At 72.2% G+C, this 18,197-nt stretch carries 15 protein-coding genes; 1 reads left to right on the top strand and 14 read right to left on the bottom strand.

The window, feature by feature from the left end; all coding sequences use genetic code 11:
- Positions 1–41: 41 nt before the first annotated feature.
- The gene (locus tag ACWA15_RS08040) at positions 42–3,035 is read left to right on the top strand and encodes a glycoside hydrolase family 48 protein (protein ID WP_464059060.1); all 2,994 of its coding nucleotides are present in this window, start codon (positions 42–44) and stop codon (positions 3,033–3,035) included.
- 113 nt (positions 3,036–3,148) lie between these two features.
- Here the strand turns inward: ACWA15_RS08040 and ACWA15_RS08035 are convergent, their stop codons facing one another.
- The 14 genes from ACWA15_RS08035 to ACWA15_RS07970 form a co-directional block, all read right to left on the bottom strand.
- Positions 3,149–3,631: an SRPBCC family protein gene (locus ACWA15_RS08035; protein WP_464059059.1), complete on the bottom strand. Its 483-nt coding sequence runs from the start codon at positions 3,629–3,631 to the stop codon at positions 3,149–3,151.
- 42 nt (positions 3,632–3,673) lie between these two features.
- The gene (locus tag ACWA15_RS08030; protein ID WP_464059058.1) at positions 3,674–4,339 is read right to left on the bottom strand and encodes an NUDIX domain-containing protein; all 666 of its coding nucleotides are present in this window, start codon (positions 4,337–4,339) and stop codon (positions 3,674–3,676) included.
- Positions 4,336–6,006, bottom strand: coding sequence for a CTP synthase (locus tag ACWA15_RS08025; protein WP_464059453.1), 1,671 nt, complete (start codon positions 6,004–6,006; stop codon positions 4,336–4,338). The genes ACWA15_RS08030 and ACWA15_RS08025 overlap by 4 nt, the downstream gene beginning before the upstream one ends.
- Before the next feature lie 26 nt (positions 6,007–6,032).
- Positions 6,033–7,259 carry a glycosyltransferase family 4 protein gene (locus ACWA15_RS08020; protein WP_464059057.1) on the bottom strand — a complete coding sequence of 409 codons (1,227 nt, stop codon included), beginning with the start codon at positions 7,257–7,259 and terminating at the stop codon, positions 6,033–6,035.
- The gene (murJ, locus tag ACWA15_RS08015) at positions 7,256–9,067 is read right to left on the bottom strand and encodes a murein biosynthesis integral membrane protein MurJ (protein WP_464059056.1); all 1,812 of its coding nucleotides are present in this window, start codon (positions 9,065–9,067) and stop codon (positions 7,256–7,258) included. Before murJ ends, ACWA15_RS08020 begins: the two co-directional genes overlap by 4 nt.
- Complete coding sequence (locus tag ACWA15_RS08010; RefSeq protein WP_464059055.1) at positions 9,001–9,876, bottom strand: hypothetical protein; 876 nt, start codon at positions 9,874–9,876, stop codon at positions 9,001–9,003. Before ACWA15_RS08010 ends, murJ begins: the two co-directional genes overlap by 67 nt.
- Positions 9,873–10,886 (bottom strand): copper transporter, encoded by a 1,014-nt coding sequence (locus tag ACWA15_RS08005; protein WP_464059053.1) that lies wholly within the window; start codon positions 10,884–10,886, stop codon positions 9,873–9,875. Before ACWA15_RS08005 ends, ACWA15_RS08010 begins: the two co-directional genes overlap by 4 nt.
- Positions 10,887–10,938: 52 nt before the next feature.
- Positions 10,939–12,135 carry a putative cytokinetic ring protein SteA gene (gene steA / locus ACWA15_RS08000; RefSeq protein ID WP_464059051.1) on the bottom strand — a complete coding sequence of 399 codons (1,197 nt, stop codon included), beginning with the start codon at positions 12,133–12,135 and terminating at the stop codon, positions 10,939–10,941.
- 5 nt (positions 12,136–12,140) lie between these two features.
- Entirely contained in the window at positions 12,141–13,889 is a 1,749-nt protein-coding gene (gene recN / locus ACWA15_RS07995; protein ID WP_464059049.1) for a DNA repair protein RecN, read from the bottom strand.
- Positions 13,890–13,905: 16 nt separating this feature from the next.
- Entirely contained in the window at positions 13,906–14,841 is a 936-nt protein-coding gene (locus tag ACWA15_RS07990) for an NAD kinase (protein ID WP_464059047.1), read from the bottom strand.
- Complete coding sequence (locus ACWA15_RS07985) at positions 14,838–15,749, bottom strand: TlyA family RNA methyltransferase (RefSeq protein WP_464059046.1); 912 nt, start codon at positions 15,747–15,749, stop codon at positions 14,838–14,840. Before ACWA15_RS07985 ends, ACWA15_RS07990 begins: the two co-directional genes overlap by 4 nt.
- A 26-nt stretch (positions 15,750–15,775) precedes the next feature.
- Complete coding sequence (locus ACWA15_RS07980; RefSeq protein ID WP_464059044.1) at positions 15,776–15,937, bottom strand: hypothetical protein; 162 nt, start codon at positions 15,935–15,937, stop codon at positions 15,776–15,778.
- 177 nt (positions 15,938–16,114) lie between these two features.
- Positions 16,115–17,134, bottom strand: a complete 1,020-nt coding sequence (locus ACWA15_RS07975) for an HAD-IIA family hydrolase (RefSeq protein ID WP_464059043.1) — start codon at positions 17,132–17,134, stop codon at positions 16,115–16,117.
- Complete coding sequence (locus ACWA15_RS07970) at positions 17,131–17,991, bottom strand: hypothetical protein (RefSeq protein WP_464059042.1); 861 nt, start codon at positions 17,989–17,991, stop codon at positions 17,131–17,133. Before ACWA15_RS07970 ends, ACWA15_RS07975 begins: the two co-directional genes overlap by 4 nt.
- Between the last annotated feature and the right edge of the window lie 206 nt (positions 17,992–18,197).

The raw sequence follows: 18,197 nt of genomic DNA, 5'->3' as shown, positions 1-18,197 counted from the left end.
TTGTCGTCTGATGCGCGCCCTCCACCGAGAGAGGTATCACGATGTTCAGACTGACCCGACGACGCACGTCCTGGGCGGCAGTAGCCGCCATGGGCGCGACGTCGTTCGTCGCACTTGCCGGCATCCAGCCGGCGCTCGCCGCGGCGCCCGCGTCCACCTCCGCAGCCGGGAGCAGCTTCTACGCCGCCCCCGCATCGACGGCCGTCGAGCCGGTCGGGGAGTACACGCAGCGCTTCCTGACGATGTACAACAAGATCCACGACCCGGCCAACGGCTACTTCAGCCCGCAGGGCATCCCCTACCACTCGGTCGAGACCCTCATCGTCGAGGCGCCGGACTACGGCCACGAGACCACCTCCGAGGCGTACAGCTTCTGGCTGTGGCTCGAGGCGTCCTACGGCGAGGCAACCGGTGACTGGGCTCCGTACAACGCGGCCTGGACCACGATCGAGAAGTACATGATCCCGACCAGCGCCGACCAGCCCACGGCAGGGGCGTACAACGCGAACAGCCCGGCGACCTATGCCGCCGAGCACGCCACCCCGAACCTCTACCCCTCCCAGCTCGACACCGGTGTCCGGGTCGGCGTGGACCCTATCGCCGCAGAGCTCAAGAGCACCTACGGCACCTCCGACGTCTACTCCATGCACTGGCTGGCCGACGTCGACAACAAGTACGGGTTCGGCGTCACTCCCGGGGCCGGGTGCGAGCTCGGCCCGGCAGCGACGGGTACCTCCTACATCAACACCTTCCAGCGCGGCACGCAGGAGTCGGTGTGGGAGACCGTCCCGCAGCCGTCCTGCGACGACTTCTCCTTCGGTGGGAAGAACGGCTACCTCGACCTGTTCACCAAGGACGCGTCCTACACCAAGCAGTGGAAGTACACCGCAGCACCGGACGCCGATGCCCGCGCGGTCGAGTCCGCGTACTGGGCCAACCAGTGGGCCACCGGCCAGGGCCAGGGCACCCAGGTCGCAGGCTCGGTCGCCAAGGCCTCCAAGATGGGCGACTACCTGCGGTACTCCCTCTTCGACAAGTACTTCAAGACGGCCGGCTGCACCTCGACGAGCTGCGCCCCCGGGACGGGCAAGTCGAGCGCCAACTACCTGCTGTCCTGGTACTTCGCCTGGGGCGGTTCGAACGACACGAGCAACAGCTGGGCGTGGCGGATCGGCTCGAGCCACAACCACTTCGGCTACCAGAACCCGATGGCGGCCTACGCGCTGGCCAACGACCCGGCCTTGGAGCCGGAGTCGGCCACCGCCACGGCCGACTGGTCCACGAGCATGCAGCGTCAGCTCGAGTTCTACTCCTGGCTGCAGTCGGCTGAAGGTGGCATCGCCGGCGGAGCCACGAACAGCTGGGACGGTGCCTACGGCACTCCCCCGGCCGGCACCTCGACCTTCTACGGCATGGGCTACACCGAGGCACCTGTCTACACGGACCCCTCGAGCAACCAGTGGTTCGGCATGCAGGTCTGGGGCATGGAGCGAGTCGCGCAGCTGTACAACCAGACCGGCAACCTCCAGGCCAAGGCCATCCTCGACAAGTGGGTCCCGTGGGCGATCGCGAACACGAACGCCACGGGTGAGAACTGGTCTGTGCCGTCCACGCTCATCTGGACCGGCCAGCCCAACACCTGGGACCCCGCGTCCCCGACGGCGAACTCCGGTCTGCACGTGAGCGTCAAGGACTCCGGGCAGGACGTCGGCGTCGCCGGTGGCCTGTCGCGCACCCTGATGTACTACGCGGCGAAGTCGGGCGACAGTGCCGCCCAGACGACCGCCAAGAACCTGCTCGACTCGATGTGGGCCTACGACCAGGACGACCTGGGTGTCTCCACGACCGAGGTGCGCACGGACTACGCACGCTTCGACGACGTCCAGACGTCACCGTCCGGGAACGGTGTGTACGTCCCCGCCGGGTGGACGGGCACGATGCCGAACGGCGACGCGATCTCCTCGGGCAAGAGCTTCCTGGACATCCGCAGCTGGTACACCCAGGACAAGGACTGGCCCAAGGTCCAGGCCTACCTCGACGGCGGAGCGGCTCCCGAGTTCAACTACCACCGCTTCTGGGCCCAGACGGCGGTGGCCACGGCCCTCGCCGACTATGACCGTCTCTTCAACGAGACGACACCGGTCGAGGACACCGTCGCTCCCTCGGTTCCCACGAACCTCCTGGCGGGCACCACGACCACCTCGACCGTGCCGCTCACCTGGACCGCCTCGACCGACAACGTCGCCGTCACCGGCTACGACATCTACTCCGGCACCACCAAGATCGGGTCCTCCACAGGCACCAGCTACACCGCGACCGGCCTGGCCGCTGACACCAGCTACACCTTCACCGTCCGGGCCAAGGACACGGCCGGCAACGTCTCCGCAGCCTCGGCCGCGGCGACCGCCACCACCCAGACCGCCGTCGTGGTCGACACCACCGCTCCCTCGGTTCCCACGAACCTCCTGGCGGGCACCACGACCACCTCGACCGTGCCGCTCACCTGGACCGCCTCGACCGACAACGTCGCCGTCACCGGCTACGACATCTACCAGGGCACCACCAAGATCGGGTCCTCCACAGGCACCAGCTACACCGCTACCGGCCTGGCCGCTGACACCAGCTACACCTTCACCGTCCGGGCCAAGGACGCAGCCGGCAACATCTCCGCAGCCTCCGTCCCGGCCACAGCCACCACCCAGGCCAACCCCGTCACCCCCGCCGGCTCCTGCAAGGTCGTCTACTCGACCAACGACTGGAACACCGGCTTCACCGGCTCAGTGAAGATCACGAACACGGGCACCAGCGCCATCACCGGCTGGTCCCTCGCCTTCGCCTTCCCCGCCGGCCAGGTCATCACCAACGGATGGTCAGCCCTCTACTCCGCCAACGGCGCCACCCAGACGATCACCAACCAGTCCTGGAACGGCACCATCGGCGCCGGCCAGACCGTGGAGATCGGCTTCAACGGCAACCACAACGGCACCAACACCCACCCCACCAGCTTCACCCTCAACGGCGCCACCTGCTCCTGAGCACCGCCGCTGTACCCGCTGGGTGCATGACCTGACCAGCACGTACCACCAGCACACCGCCGGCCGCCCGTGGTCCTCTCGCCTGAGAGGAGGACGGGCGGTCGGTCGGTCTGTCAGCCCACGGCGTCGGCCGCGGCGGCCAGCACGACCGGGTCGGCGCACCCGCGGGCGAAGCCGGCGATCCGTCGCTCGATGTCCCTGCGCAGCACGATCACGCCGATCCGCTCGGCGAGCGGGGCCAGCCACGCGGGCCGGCAGGAGAAGTTGTACCGCCACACCGCGCGCGTCCCACCTCCGGGGTGCGGCTCAAAACGCCAGCCCGCGGCCAGCACCGAGAAGAACCACGGCCCGGTGACCATCTTCATCCCGACCGTCGTGGGTGGACGGTAGGAGACGTACTGGCTGACCATCGTCAGGCCCAGGCGGTGCTGGGTGAGCGTCCGCACCCCCGTCGCGGGGGCCAGCGCGCCGTCGAGGAAGGACTGACGACGGATGAACGGGTCCCAGCGCAGCCGGACCGGCCCGGTCGTCTGGGAGACGGCGAAGGCCAGTGCGGGCTCGAGCGGGACGACGACGGACGACTCGACGACAGGCATGGCGACCATGGTGCCATGCCGGGTGCGATCAGCCGCGTGCGATCAGCCGCGCCGCTCCGGCCACGGTGACTCGGCCGGGCGCAGGCTGGCCCAGCCGCCGGCCTTCGACGCGGCCGCAGCGAGCAGCCCGACCACGGCCGAGGGGTTGTGCACGTCGCCGGCCAGCACGGCCGTGACGGCCTCGTCGAGCGGCACCCACCGGGCGCTGATGTCGGCCTCCTCGTCCTCGCGGACGTGCCGCTCGGCCTCGGGCACCGGTGAGACGTCGCGGGCCAGGAACACCCGCAGCGCCTCGTTGCTGCCACCCGGCGTCGTGAAGTAGTCCACGAGCACGTGCCAGGTGGCGGCGACGAGGTCGGCTTCCTCGGCGAGCTCGCGGGCGGCGGCGAGCTGGGCCGACTCGTCGGGCAGGTCGAGCAGCCCGGCCGGCGGCTCCCACAGCTCGCGCCGGACGGGGTGCCGGTACTGCTTGAGCAGCAGCACCCGGTCGGCGTCGTCGAGCAAGATCACGGCGACCGCGCCCGGGTGGTCGATGTACTCGCGCCGCACCCGCGCGTGGCCGAGGTCGACCTCGTCGCTCACCAGGTCGAAGATCCGACCGGCGTGGACGACGTCGTGGCTGAGCACCGCGCGCGCGCCACTGACATCGACGACGACGGAGCGCGGGCCCGCCGCGGCGGGCCCCGCGCCCTGCTCGGGGGTCGTCACACCCACACGCCCTGACGGTCCAGGGCGGCCTTGATCAGACCGGCGAACAGCGGGTGCGCGCGGGTCGGGCGGGACTTGAACTCCGGGTGGGCCTGGGTGGAGATGTAGTACGGGTGCACGGCCGCAGGCAGCTCGACGAACTCGACGAGCGAGCCGTCCGGCGACGTTCCGCTGAACACCAGGCCCGCCTCCTCGAGCTGGGCCCGGTAGGCGTTGTTCACCTCGTAGCGGTGACGGTGCCGCTCGGAGACCAGCTCGGCGCCGTAGACCTGCGCGGCGACGGACCCGGGGACCAGCGCGGCGTCGTAGGCGCCGAGGCGCATCGTGCCGCCGAGGTCACCGGCGCCGTCGACGAAGCTCTGCTGCTCGGCCATCGTCGCGATGACGGGGTACTTGGTGTTGGGGTCGAACTCCGAGGAGGACGCCCCTTCCAGCCCGACGACGTTGCGGGCGTACTCCATGACCATGGACTGCAGGCCGAGGCAGATGCCGAGGGTGGGGACCCCACCCTCGCGGGCCCAGCGCAGCGCGCCGAGCTTGCCCTCGATGCCGCGGATCCCGAAGCCGCCGGGGACCAGGACGGCGTCTACGCCGCCGAGGGACGCCTCGGCGCCCTCCGGGGTCTGGCACTCGTCGGAGGGCACCCAGCGGATGATGACCTTGGCGTCGTTGGCGAACCCGCCGGCGCGCAGCGCCTCGGTGACCGAGAGGTAGGCGTCGGGCAGGTCGATGTACTTGCCGACGAGGGCGACCTCGACGCGGTGCTCGGGCTCGTGCACCCGCTCGAGGAGCTGGGACCAGCCGTCCCAGTCCACGTCGTGGGAGGGCAGACCGAGGCGGCGCACGACGTAGGCGTCGAGTCCCTCGGAGTGGATCACCCGGGGGATGTCATAGATGCTCGGGGCGTCCTTGCAGGTGATGACGGCCTCGTTGTCCACGTCGCACATGAGCGCGATCTTGCGCTTGATGGACTCCGGCACGTCGCGGTCGGCGCGCAGGACGATCGCGTCGGGCTGGATGCCGATGCTGCGCAGGGCGGCGACGGAGTGCTGGGTCGGCTTCGTCTTGAGCTCCCCGCTCGGGCCGATGTAGGGCACCAGGGAGACGTGCAGGAAGAAGACGTCGTCGCGACCCAGCTCGTGGCGGACCTGGCGGGCGGCCTCGAGGAAGGGCTGGGACTCGATGTCACCGACGGTGCCACCGATCTCGGTGATGATGACGTCGACGTCGTCGCTCGCCTGGGCGCGCATCCGCCGCTTGATCTCGTCGGTGATGTGCGGGATGACCTGCACGGTGTCCCCGAGGTACTCCCCGCGCCGTTCCTTCGCGATGACCTGGGAGTACACCTGCCCGGTGGTGACGTTCGCGGCGGCTGCGAGATCGACGTCGAGGAATCGCTCGTAGTGACCGATGTCGAGGTCCGTCTCGGTGCCGTCCTCGGTGACGAAGACCTCGCCGTGCTGGAAGGGGTTCATGGTGCCCGGATCCACGTTGAGATAGGGATCGAGCTTCTGCATGGTGACCCGCAGACCGCGGGACCGAAGCAGACGACCGAGGCTGGACGCCGTCAATCCCTTACCCAGGGAGGAGGCGACACCCCCGGTCACGAAGATGTGCCGTGTCGTCGATTCCGACCGGTCGCCGTTACTGGACTGGAGCGTGCTCACAAGGTCTGCCACGGGGTTCCACTCTATCAGTCGAACGCCCGTGGATCGGGGTCCGAGGCCAGCCGGTAGATGTGAGACAGACTACTCACGACGTCGTCGATGGTGGGCAGCTCCGCGGCGCGCCTCGCCGCCTGCTCACGGCGCCGGCCCAGGGCGCGGGGGTCACCCAGCAGCGCCGCGATCTCGGTCGCGATCGCCCGGGCGTCCCCGACCGGCACGAGCGCTGCTGCGTCGCCGGTCACCTCCCGGGTCCCCCCGGCGTCGGTGGCCACCACGGCCGCCCCGACGCGCAGCGCCTCCTGGACGGCGAGCGGCTGCCCCTCCCACACCGCGGTGCTCACGACGACGTCCGCGGCGCCCATGAGGTCCACCGCGTCGGTGCGCGCCCCGAGCAGCCGGACAGGGACCGCGCGGCGGGTGGCGTCCTCGCGGACGGTGTCCGCGAGCGGGCCGTCACCGGCGACGACCCACACGAAGCGCAGCCCGGGGGCGACCACGAGCAGCTCGGACGCCGCCTCGCAGAGCGTGTCGAGCCCCTTCTGCGGGGCGAGCCGGCCGACCGTGACGAGCAGCCGCTCCTCGGCCTCCAACCCCAGCCCCGCACGGACCGCCGCGGTGCCTGCGGTGCCGGTCTCGCCTGTCGTGTCTGTCGTGCTCGTGTCTGTGGTGCTCGTGTCTGTGGTGCTCGTGTCTGTGGTGCCCGACGGCGCGGGCAGCGGCGCGGGGACCAGCGCCCGTTGGGCGTGGCGCGCGCCGCGGTGTCGGGCCAGGTCGACGAGGTCACCGCTCACCCCGAGGACCTCGTCCGCACCGCGGCTCACGATGGTCTCGAGCACCGCGGAGACGGCCCGCACGGACCGTGCGCCCACCGGGAGGTTGTGCAGGGTGACGATGCTGCGGGGGCGGGACCGCCGGGGCAGGGTCCGCGCAGCGAGCACCGCGAGGGCGCCGGCGCGCAACCCGTGCGCGTGCAGCACGTCGCAGGCCGCCGCGAGCCGGCGCAGCGTCCGGACGGCGCCCACGTCGGTGGTCCGCGGTCGGTCGGTGATCTCGACCGCGGTGAAGCCGACCCGGGGCCCGGTGACGAGTGCGCGCACGGCGTCTGGACCGGCCACGACCACCTCGACGGCCCCGTCACCGGTCTCGCTGAGCGCAGCGGAGATCTGGCCGACATGGCGGGCCACTCCCCCGGCGCTCGAGCCGAGGACCTGCAGGATCCGGGTCGGTCGGTCGGGTCCGTGCAGCTCAGTCATCGGTTGTGTCCCTCTGTGTCGTCCTTGGGTGTGGTGGCGGCCTTCGGACGGGCGTCGGAGGTGGCCGCAGAGCTGGCGTCGGACCTGGTGTCGGACCTGGTGTCGGAGCCGCCGTCGGGCACCGGAGCCCCCTCCGGTGCCCCGCCCCGCCGCACGAGGCCGAGCAGGGTCCGGTCCCCGACCCCGAGAGCGGCGCCCACCACGACCAGGGCGACCAGCGCTGCAGCGACCCCGGTCGCGAGGGCGACCATGAGCGACGCGTCGCTCGGGAGCAGGGTCGTGCACACGAGGTGGCCCACCGCGGCTCCGGCTGCGCCGCCCACCGCGAGCACCGCGGCGGTCCGCCCGACACCGCCGATCGCGTCGGCACCCGCCCGCCGGCGCAGGGCCACGAGCAGGACGACGCCGGCCACGCCCATGCCGGCCGAGTTCGCCGCACCGATCGCGGCAAGGGTGACGACGGGGTCGACGGTCGCGCCGGTGAGCAGGGCGGGCAACGCGACGGCGAGCACCGAGACGACCGCCCAGCCGGCGGCGGCACCGATCACGGCGGAGCGGCCGCCGTCGAGCGAGTAGAGCGTCCTGGACAGGTGGAACAGCAGCGCGAAGCCCACCAGCCCGGGCGCCGACCAGGCGATCGAGGTGGCCATCCCCTCCACGCCGCCGGTGGTGAAGCTGGCGAAGAAGGACTCCACGGCCGGGGCCACGGCGACGAGCGCTGCGGCGCCCACCCCCGAGACGGCGAGCACGGCGCGGGTCGACATGGCGCTGATCCGGGCGAAGCCGGGGGTGTCGCCCGCGTCCGCCCGCGCGGCCAGCCGCGGGAAGGCGCTCGTGGCGAGCGGGACCGCCAGCACGGCGTAGGGCAGCACGTAGACGGCCTGGGAGTACTGGTAGATGTTGTACGCTGCCTCGCCTCCGTGCTCCATCGCCGCGTAGAGCACCGCGAGCACGGACACCTGCTGGGCGACGAGAGCCCCGATGCCGGCGAAGGCCAGCCGGCGCGCTCGGGCACCGACCCCCGGGGGGAACCTCAGGGCCGGGCGCAGCCGCACGCCGGTGCGCAGGGCCGGGACGAACAGCGGCAGGCTCATGGCCGCCACACCGGCCGTGGTGCCCCACGCGAGCCAGCCGAGCGCGGCGTTCGAGAGCTGCTCGGGGTCGCCCTGGTGGCCGTCGGCCAGCCGGCCGAAGACGAGGTAGGCGGCGATGACGACGAGGGAGGAGAACATCGGCACCGCAGCGGGCCAGAAGAACCGGCGGTTGGCCTGCAGCACCCCCGAGAGCACCACCCCGATGCCGTAGAGCGGGATCTGCACGGCGAAGACCACGAGGAAGTACGCGGCGATGTCGGCCTGCGGGCCGCTCCCCACCGCAGGCAGCAGGCCCACGATCGGTCGGGCGAGGACGGCGAGCACCAGGGCCAGCGGGACGAGGACGACGACCGCCCAGGTCAGCAGCGCCGAGGCGATGTCGTTGACCTCGATGCGCGCCTTGCGCAGCAGCGGCCCGGCCAGCAGGGGCACGACGGCGCCGGCCAGGGCTCCCCCGGCGGCCACCTCGAACAGGACGTTGGGCAGGACGTTCGCGGCCGCGTACGACGCGGCGACGCCGCCGGTGCCGAGCTCCCTGGCCTGCACGAGCCAGCGCCCGAACCCGAGCAGCCGGCTGAGGATCGTCACGGCCGTGATCATGATCGCCGCGCCGGCAAAGGTCTGGGTCGCGGCGATCAGCCGGGCCCTCACTCCGGTGCGCTGTCCGTCGCCGAGGGCGTGCGCCGCCCCCACGCGTCCACCGCGGCGAGACACGGCGTGTCCGCGATGACCCGGGAGAAGCTCACCTTCTCGCTCGCGACGGTCAGGGCGACCAGGACGACGAGCGCGGCGGCGCGGACCGGCCGGGGGGCGCCGAGGGTGAGGGTGGCGCCGAGCAGCGCGCCGAGGGCGTTGGCGCCGCCGTCACCGAGCATGTCCGCCTCGGCGAGGTCCGCGCGCGCCGACGCGAGGCTCGTGCCGAGCACCGCCGCGGGGGCGGGGCCCAGGCCGGCCACGGTCATCGCCGCGGCGGCGAGGGCGCTGGCCTTGAGCGCACGTCCGGGGCGCAGGTCGAGGAGGTTGACGAGGTTGGCGGACGCGGCGACCAGCGCGCCGTCGAGCGTGATGTCCAGGACCCGCACCGGCACGGATGCCGTGCGGTCGGAGCCGATCGCGGCGGCGAGGAGTGCCGTGCCGCCGATCCCGAGGACCTTCAGACCGCCGGTCGTCAGCTCGCCGTGCCGCGCCGCGGTCAGGTGCCCGCGCAGGCCCTTGGACCGCGAGCTCGTGTCCTCGGCGAGGTCGTCGTAGATCCCGAAGGCCCCGGCGCCGACGACGGCCACCACCTGTGCGACCGCCTCCCGTCGCCCGAGGCCGGGTCGCCCTCGTGCTCCGGCGAGGACGCCGGCCACGAGGCCGACGACGGCCGCGGGGCCCTCGAGCAGGCTGATCGGTTCACCGCGGTGGTTGCGCCGGGTCCACGCCGGGGCTCCCCCGGGCGTGGTCGCCTCGAGCACAGCCCGCGTCGCGGCGGTCGCCCCCGCAGAGACGACCCCGGCCGCGACCCGGTGTCGCAGGGTCATCCCGCGTCGCCCTCGACGGGCGGGACGGTCTCGACGGGGGCGCGGGTGATCGGCGCGAGCTCGACCGCCGGGGGAACCGGGGCGGTCGCACCGGCACCGAAGCCGAACTGACCGACCTGGCCACCGATCCGTGCTGCCAGCGCCAGCGGGACGTTGACGGCTCCGGTGATCGTCGACATGTCGGTGACCGTGGTCACCGTGGAGGTGAGGGCGGAGTCGTCGCGGATCGCGGAGACGAGGTCACCCTCCACCGGCGCGGTCCCGGCCACGACGGCGCCTTCCGACCCTGCCTGAGCGGCCACCACGAGCTTGATCTCGATCACGGACGTCGCCGCAGCGGCGTCGGCCGTCGCATCGTCGTCCTCGGGGACGTCCAGCGTCGGGGTGAGGAAGACGAAGGCGTCAGCCGGGGCCGACGGGTCGGTGATGACCTCGACGAGACCGCCGTCCACGAGGATCGCCCGGACGAAGCTGGCGTCGGAGGGGAAGGCATCGGGGTTGGCGGGGTCGGCCTCCGCGAGGGAGTCGACGAGGACCTGGGCGAGGGTCGAGTCGAAGCCCTCGGCGGCCGCCGGGTCGTCCAGGTACTCGGTGAGCGAGGTCGCGTAGGACTGCCGGGTGTCGGCCTGGTCGGGGTCGGTCCAGGCATCGGTGACCTGGACCCGGGCGGTGACGGTCGCGCCGGCGGCCAGGATCTGCTGCTGCACGCTGTCGTAGACCGCGTCGTCGATCTCGCCCAGCTGGATGATCGCGATCCGCCGCTCGGGCAGCACCCCCTCGAGCAGGGACGGGGCAGTTGCGGCGACGAAGGACTCCGTGTCGGTCAGCGCAGCCTGCGCGCCGTCCAGCTCGGCCCGCAGCGTGTCCTTGTCGGCTCGCAACGCGTCGACCTGCCCGGTGAGCTGGTCGCCGATGGACTCCTTGAGCGGCCCGGCCCCCAGGATGATCCCCACGGCCAGGGCGAGGAAGACCGAGATGAGAGAGACGATGTGGTACCGGAAGTCGATCACTGGAGGCGAACTTTCTGAGACGGGGCGAGGAGGGTGGGCGACGTCGCAGCGGTCATGACGTCCACCACGCGAGGTGGTAGAGCCACGACCAGAGGTCGTCGAGCCGGGCACCCAGGAGACCGAGGAACGTCTGCCCGACCGAGGTCGAGACGATCGCGGCGAACACCGCGACGAGCCCCGCCGTGGCCAGGAGGATGAGCTGGGCGTTGGAGATCCGGCGCCGGTACAGCCGGGACACCCCCTTCGCGTCGACGAGCTTGCCGCCGACCCGCAACCGGGTCAGGAAGGTGCTGGCCATCCCGGCCCGGCCCTTGTCCAGGAACTCCACGAGCGTGGCGTGCGTGCCGACCGCGACGATGACCTCGGCTCCCATGTCGTCGGCGAGCAGCATCGCGATGTCCTCGCTCGTCCCGGCCGCGGGGAACACGACGAAGGGCACGTTGAGGGCCTGCACGCGCTCCTGGCCCGGGGCCCGTCCGTCGCGGTAGGCGTGCACGACGATCTCAGCGCCGCACCGCAGCGTCTTGTCCGAGACGGAGTCCATGTCGCCGACGATGAGGTCGGGCGTCCAGCCGGCTTCGATGATCGCGTCGGCACCGCCGTCGACGCCGATGAGGAGCGGGCGGTACTCCTTGATGTAGGGCCGCAGCGTCTGCAGGTCCTCCTTGTAGTGGTACCCGCGCACGACGATGAGCACCTGGCGTCCGGTGATCTTCGTGCTGATCTCCGGGACGCCGACGCCGTCGAGCAGCAGGTCCTTCTCGCGCAGCAGGTAGTCCATGGTGTTGGCCGCGAACGACTCCAGCTGGGCGGACAGGCCCTCGCGGGCGTCCTCGAGGGCGAGGCCGACCGTCTCGGTGTCCTGGACGATCCCCTCGGCGACGAGGGTGGTGCCCAGGTAGACCGCGCCGTCCTGCACCCGCAGCGACTTGCCCTCGCGGATGGACATGATGTCCGCGCCGAGGTCGTCGATGAGCGGGATGCCGGCCTCGAGAATGAGGCTGGGACCCAGGTTGGGGTAGCGCCCCGAGATGGACTTGGCGGCGTTGAGGATGGCCGCCGGCTGAGCGGCCACCAGCGTGTCCGCGGCCACCCGGTCGATGTCGAGGTGGTCGATCACGGCGATGTCGCCGGGCCGCAGGCGCTTGGTGAGGTCCTTGGTGCGACGGTCGACCTTCGCGGTGCCCACGATCCCCTCGAGGAGTGCACCGGAGTCGTGCGCGGACGTCTTTCTGGTGAAGATCTTCATCGCCTTCATGGTCTCACAGCCGCCAGTGCCAGCAGCTCCGCCGCGTGGCTCAGGGCCACCTCGGAGTCCTGCCCGGAGAGCATCCGGGCGAGCTCCTGGACCCGGTCGGCGTCGTCGACCACCCGGATCCCGGACTGCGTGATGGAGTCCTCGTCGTCTGCGCCGTCGCCGGGTGCCCCAGCTGCGCGGGCCGACGTGCCCTTCGTCACCACGAGCTGGGTGTCGGCGAAGGCAGCAACCTGCGGGAGGTGGGTGACGACGATCACCTGGGTGGTCTGGGCGAGGCGCGCGAGTCGGCGCCCGACCTCCAGGGCGGCTTTGCCGCCCACTCCCGCGTCGACCTCGTCGAAGATCATGGTCGGGGTCCGGCGGGCCCCGGAGGCGTCCGACGTCGCCAGCGCCACCTCGATGGCGAGCATCACCCGGGAGAGCTCTCCCCCCGATGCGCCCTTGCCGAGGGGGCGGGGTGGTCCCCCGCGATGCGCGCTGAGCAGCATAGTCACGGAGTCGGCGCCCCACGGACCGGGCTCGTCGAGGGCGTCGACCTCCACGAGCAGGGTCGCACCCGCCATCGCCAGGCCGGTGAGCTCCTCGGTGACGGCCGCGGCGAGCGAGGCCGCCGCAGCGGTGCGCGCCGCAGTGAGGTCGGCGGCCAGCACCGCCAGCTCGGCGTCGAGCCGGGCGACCTGCTCGCGCAGCAGCTCGATCCGGCCGTCGTCATCCTCGAGGTCAGCCAACCGCAGTCCTGCGGTCCCGGCCCAGGCGATGACGGCGTCGACGTCCGCGCCGTAGGACCGGGTCAGGTTCCCCAGCTGAGCACGGCGGGCCTCGACCGTCTCGAGCCGCGCCGGGTCGGCGTCAAGGGCGGCGAGGTACCCGGAGAGCTCCGCGGCGATGTCGGAGAGCGCGTAGCCGACGTCGCTGAGCCGGCGGCCCACGGCGGCCAGCAACGGGTCGAACTGCCCGCCGTGCTCGGCGAGACGGCGCGCCCGGTCGACGATCTCGATGGCGTTCGCGTCGACCTCGGAGGCCACGTCGCCCAGGTCGTCGCCGGAGACCGCGGCGAGGGAGTCCCGCGCCGAGATCCGCAGCTCTTCGGAGTTGCTCAGGCGTTCGGCCTCCTGGGCGAGCTCGGTGTCCTCGCCGGGGAGCGGGTCGACCCGCTCCACCTCGGCGAGGCCCAGCCGCAGCAGCTCCGCCTCGCGGACCCGCTCCTGAGCCCGCTCGGTGAGCTCGGTGAGCTCGGCGGCAGCCTTGGTGCGGTCGGTCCACCGTCCACGGTAGGCGGCCAGCTGCTCGGCCAGCGGCGCGCCGGCGAAGGCGTCCAGCGCTTCCCGCTGACGCTGGGGCGAGCGCAGGCGCATCTGGTCGGACTGGCCGTGGATGGTCACGAGGTCCTCAGCGAGGTCGGCGAGGACCACCTGGGGGACGGACCGGCCACCCAGGTGGGCGCGGGACCGTCCCTGCGCGGCCACGGTGCGCAGGATCACGAGGGTGAGATCGTCGTCGAGGACACCGCCGGCGTCGTCGATCTTCTCCGCCAGACCGGGCACGTCGACCAGCGCCCGACCCTCCACGACCGCAGACCCCGTGCCCGAGCGCACCGTGGCGGCGTCGGACTTGCCGCCCATGAGCAGCCCCAGCCCGGTGAGGATCATCGTCTTGCCGGCGCCGGTCTCCCCGGTGATGGCCGTCAGCCCAGGTGAGAACTCCACTCGGGCGCGGCTGATCACGCCGAGGTTCTCGATGCTCATCTCCAGCAGCACCGCGCTACCTGACCTGTTCGGGGGTGGGCTCGACGGCGGGGAGGTGGTCGTCCGCGGCGCCGCGCCATCCGACGACCGGGAGGGAGAACTTGCTCACCAGCCGGTCGGTGAAGGGGGCCAGGTTGAGCCGGGCGAACCGCAGCGGCGTGGCGCCCGTGCGCACCTCCACCCGTGAGCCGACCGGCAGCTGTGTCCGACGACGGCCGTCGCAGATGAGGACGCCCCCGGCGCCGGAGCGGGTGTTCACCTCGACCGCGAACTGCGAGCGAGGTCCCACCACGAGCGGTCGGGCGAAGAGCGCGTGGGCGGAGAGCGGGACGAGGAGCTTCGCGTCGACGTCGGGCCACATGACCGGTCCCCCGCCGGAGAAGGCGTGCGCCGTCGACCCGGTCGCGGTGGCCATGACCACCCCGTCGCAGCCGAAGGAGGACAGCGGTCGGCCGTCGACCTCGATCGCGACCTCGATCATCAGGGTCCGTTCGCCCTTCTCGATGGTTGCCTCGTTGAGCGCCCAGTCGTGGACCGGCTCGTCCCGGCCGGGAACGTGGATGAGGACGTCGAGGACACCCCGCTCCTCCACCACGTAGTCGTGGTCGGCGATCCGGCGCACCGCGTCGGGGAAGTTCTCCCGCTCGCTCTCGGCGAGGAAGCCGACGTGACCGAGATTCACGCCGAACAACGGCACCCGGGTGCCGTGCGTGATCTCCGCCGCGCGCAGGATCGTCCCGTCGCCGCCGAGGACCATGACCAGCTCGGTGCCGTCGAGGGAGCTGCGTGCGTCGTCGAGCTCGAACTTCTCGGTGCCGAGCTCGGTCGCGAGATCGTGGTCGTGGAGCAGGACGTCGAAGCCGGCGGCGCGGAGCTCGGGCACAGCCTCCCGCAGACCGACGATGGCCTCGTGTCGTCCGCCGTGGGTCACGACGAGGATCTTGCGGGTCACGAGCGTCCTCCGAGGGTTGGTGTCGCGGTCGTGCGGGTGCCGTGGGCCCCGTGGGCCCAGTGGGCGACGGTCGCCGAGCCGAGCGGGTGTGCCACGGCCCGCTCGATCGTGTCGTCCATGGGGGCGATCGGTCCGGCTGCCCGGGTGAACCAGACAAAGTACTCTCGGTTGCCGTGCGGTCCCGGCAACGGGCTGGGGATCACCGCCCGGACACCGACGCCGGTGGCGGCCGCGGCCATGGTGACCGACCGCACCGCCTCGGCCCGCAGCGCGTCGCTGCGGACCACACCTCCGCGCCCGAGACGTTCGCGACCCACCTCGAACTGCGGCTTGACCATGAGGAGCAGGTCCGCCTCGGGCGGGACGGAGCGCACGAGGGCCGGCAGGATCATCGTCAGGGAGATGAAGGACACGTCGGCGACGACCACCCGCGGCGGCGCCGAGAGGTCGTCGGCAGTCAGCTGGCGTGCGTTGAACTTCTCCATGACGACGACGCGTGGGTCGTCGCGGAGCGCCGGCACGAGCTGGTCGTGCCCCACGTCCAGGGCGATGACCGTGCGGGCGCCGCGGCGCAGCAGGACGTCGGTGAAACCGCCGGTCGAGGCCCCCACGTCCAGGCAGACCGCGCCGGCGATCGGGGGGGCACCGTCGCCCAGGGCGGTGAGCACCCCGTCGAGCTTGAACGCCGCCCGCGAGACGAACCCGGGGTCGTCGACGTCGGGCTGCACGGTCAGGACGGAGTCTGCGGTCACCGGGGTCGAGGACCGCGTGACCACCAGGCCGTCCACGCTGACCCGACCGTCCTTGAGATGGGCGGCAGCCTGCGTGCGGGAGCGAGCCAGGCCGCGGCGCACCAGTTCGGCGTCGAGGCGTCCGGTCGGTCTGTGCTGGGGAGCCTGTGTGCTCACGAGAGGTGTCCCTCCGCGTTCCTCGGTCACCCGTTCTCCGGTTCCTCGAGGGCCACCTGGAGCGCGCGGTGGATCGTCTCGAGCACGGGTACGTGCTCGGAGACCGGCAGCGCGTCCAGGGTGTCGAGAACGCTGAGGATCTCGGTGAGGTCCTCAGCGCCGGCAACCGGCGCCATCGTCTGTGTCACGCTACTCATCCCCTCGTGCATCGGCGCGGTGGGACCACGCCGATCAAACTTGTCAGACCGCCACGGTACCGCGCCGGAGGACCGAACCGGTGCCGCACACAGGATCCGTCGCGGGCCGCGGTGTGCGCGGCGCGCGACGGGTCCCGTCGCAGGTCGCAGCGCAGGTCACACTGCAGGTCACACCGCGAGGTCGGGAACGGTCGTCGGGTCGACGACTCCCCCGGCGTCGGTGAAGGCCCAGGCGGCGGCGCAGGCGGCGCGCACGACGTCGACCGGGTCGGCGCCCGCGGGTCCTTCGCGCAGCTCGAGGGTGCCCTCGACGACCCGGGCTGCCGACCCGTCGCACTCCCACCAGCCGTCGGTGGTCGCGGTGGGGGCGGTGTGCGGGACGAGCAGGCTGCGCAGGTCCGCTCCGATGAAGTCGGGACGTTCACCGGGGTGGGCGAGGATGTCGTCCCGGGCGCTGTTGACCCCGGTCAGGACGTGGAGTCCGGGGTAGCCACCGGCGCGGGCGCCGGCCAGGTCGGTGTCGAGCCGGTCGCCGACGACGAGCGGCCGGCTCGCGCCGGCACGCTCGATCGCCATCGCGTACATCGCCGGCGAAGGCTTGCCGGCGCTGAACGGCTGGACTCCCGTCGCCGAGACGACCGCACCGACCAGCGCGCCGTTGCCCGGGGCGAAGCCCCGGGCCGTCGGTAGCGACAGGTCGAGGTTGCTCACCACGTGCACGGCGCCGCCGGCGACCGCGTAAGCGGCCTCGGCGAGGTCGGCCCAGCCGAGGCTGGGCGCAAATCCCTGCGCCACCGCGTCGGGCACCGGACCCCCGGGCTGCACGACGACGTACCCGGCCTCGGTCACCGCGGTGACCAGGCCGGCCCCGCCGACCACGAGGACACGAGCCCCGGGGTCGACGTGGTCGCCGAGCAGACGTGCGCAGGCCTGAGCGGCCGTCATGACCTCGCTCGGCACCGCCGGGATGTCGAGCGAGGTGAGCTGGTCGGAGACCGACTCGGGCTCGCGGGAGGCGTTGTTCGTGACGAACACGAGACGCAGTCCGGCCTCCCGCGCAGACCGCAGACCTTCGGCGGCGAACCCGATCGGCTCGTGACCCTTGTAGGTCACACCGTCCAGGTCCACCAGCGCCAGGTCGTAGGCCTGCGCGAGCGGGATGGCGCTACCGCGCAACGTGGCGCTCACGCCTCGTCCTCGTCACCAGCGCTGACGGAGGTCGCGTCGTCGGTGTCGTCGTCGTCATCGGTCTCGTCGTCGTCGTCCGAGGAGCGATCCTCGTCGGAGGCGGCATCGGCTTTGTCGGCGGCCGTGTCGTCGTCGCTGTCGGTGTCCTCGGCGGCGTCGTCCTGCAGGTCGAAGACGACGACGTCGGCATCGATCTCGGGGTCAGCGAGCGTGGCGCGCTCCTTGGGGCTGAGGGTCGCCAGCAGCGCGGCGGCCTCAGCCGTGCGTCCAGCAGCCTCGAGCACGCCCAGGCGAGCCTCGATCACGCGCACCGCGAGCTCACGGTTGCCCTTGGGCACCATGATGGCTGCGAGCACGGCCTCAGCGGCCTCGGTCTCGCCGAGGTCCAGGCGTGCGCCGCTGACCACGATGGCCAGCTCGACCGACTGCACCTCGTCGAGGGTCGCTGCCTCGGGAGACGCGGCGAGGGCGATCGCGCGCTCGGGGCGTTCGAGCCCACGCTCGCAGTCGGCCATGATCGCCAGGTGCTCGGAGGAGCCGTTGAGCCGACGCACGGTGCGCAGCTCGCGCAGCGCCTCGGCGAACCGACCGGTGCTGTACGCCGTGAGACCGGCCGCCTCGCGGACGATGTCGACGCGTCCAGCACGCCGGACTGCTTCCTGAGCGTGCAGGTAGGCGAGCTCGGGATCGATGTCCATGAGCTGGCCGGCCGCGACGAGGTGCAGGCCCACGACCTCGGCGTTGTCCTTGGTCAGCGTCCGAAGACGACCGCGGGCGTCCCGGTCGAGGTCGGAGAACGAGATTCCCTCGGGCAGCGTCGGGGCGTCGACGCGAGTCGACTCCTCACCGCGGCCCACGGGCGCGCTGTCACGGCTGTTCTGCCGGGGTGCACGGTCATCACGCTGCGCGGGGCGTTCGGCGCTGCGGGGGCCACGGTCGTCACGCGGAGCCGAGGAACGGGGGGCAGACGAGCGGGGGGCGCTGCTCGACCGGTCGTCCCGGCGGGGCCCACGGTCGTCGCGCGGAGCGGACGAGCGGGCTGCGGAGGAGCGGTCGTCACGGT

The sequence above is a fragment of the Sanguibacter sp. TS_SC_8 genome (genome assembly GCF_055361235.1).
This window is presented reverse-complemented; position numbering and strand designations above follow the sequence as displayed.

Coding starts and splice junctions, on each gene's coding strand:
- ACWA15_RS08010 (WP_464059055.1), bottom strand. CDS start 9,876: ATGACCCTGCGACACCGGGTCGCGGCCGGGGTCGTCTCTGCGGGGGCG.
- ACWA15_RS08020 (WP_464059057.1), bottom strand. CDS start 7,259: ATGACTGAGCTGCACGGACCCGACCGACCGACCCGGATCCTGCAGGTC.
- recN (WP_464059049.1), bottom strand. CDS start 13,889: ATGAGCATCGAGAACCTCGGCGTGATCAGCCGCGCCCGAGTGGAGTTC.
- ACWA15_RS08035 (WP_464059059.1), bottom strand. CDS start 3,631: ATGCCTGTCGTCGAGTCGTCCGTCGTCGTCCCGCTCGAGCCCGCACTG.
- steA (WP_464059051.1), bottom strand. CDS start 12,135: ATGAAGATCTTCACCAGAAAGACGTCCGCGCACGACTCCGGTGCACTC.
- ACWA15_RS08040 (WP_464059060.1), top strand. CDS start 42: ATGTTCAGACTGACCCGACGACGCACGTCCTGGGCGGCAGTAGCCGCC.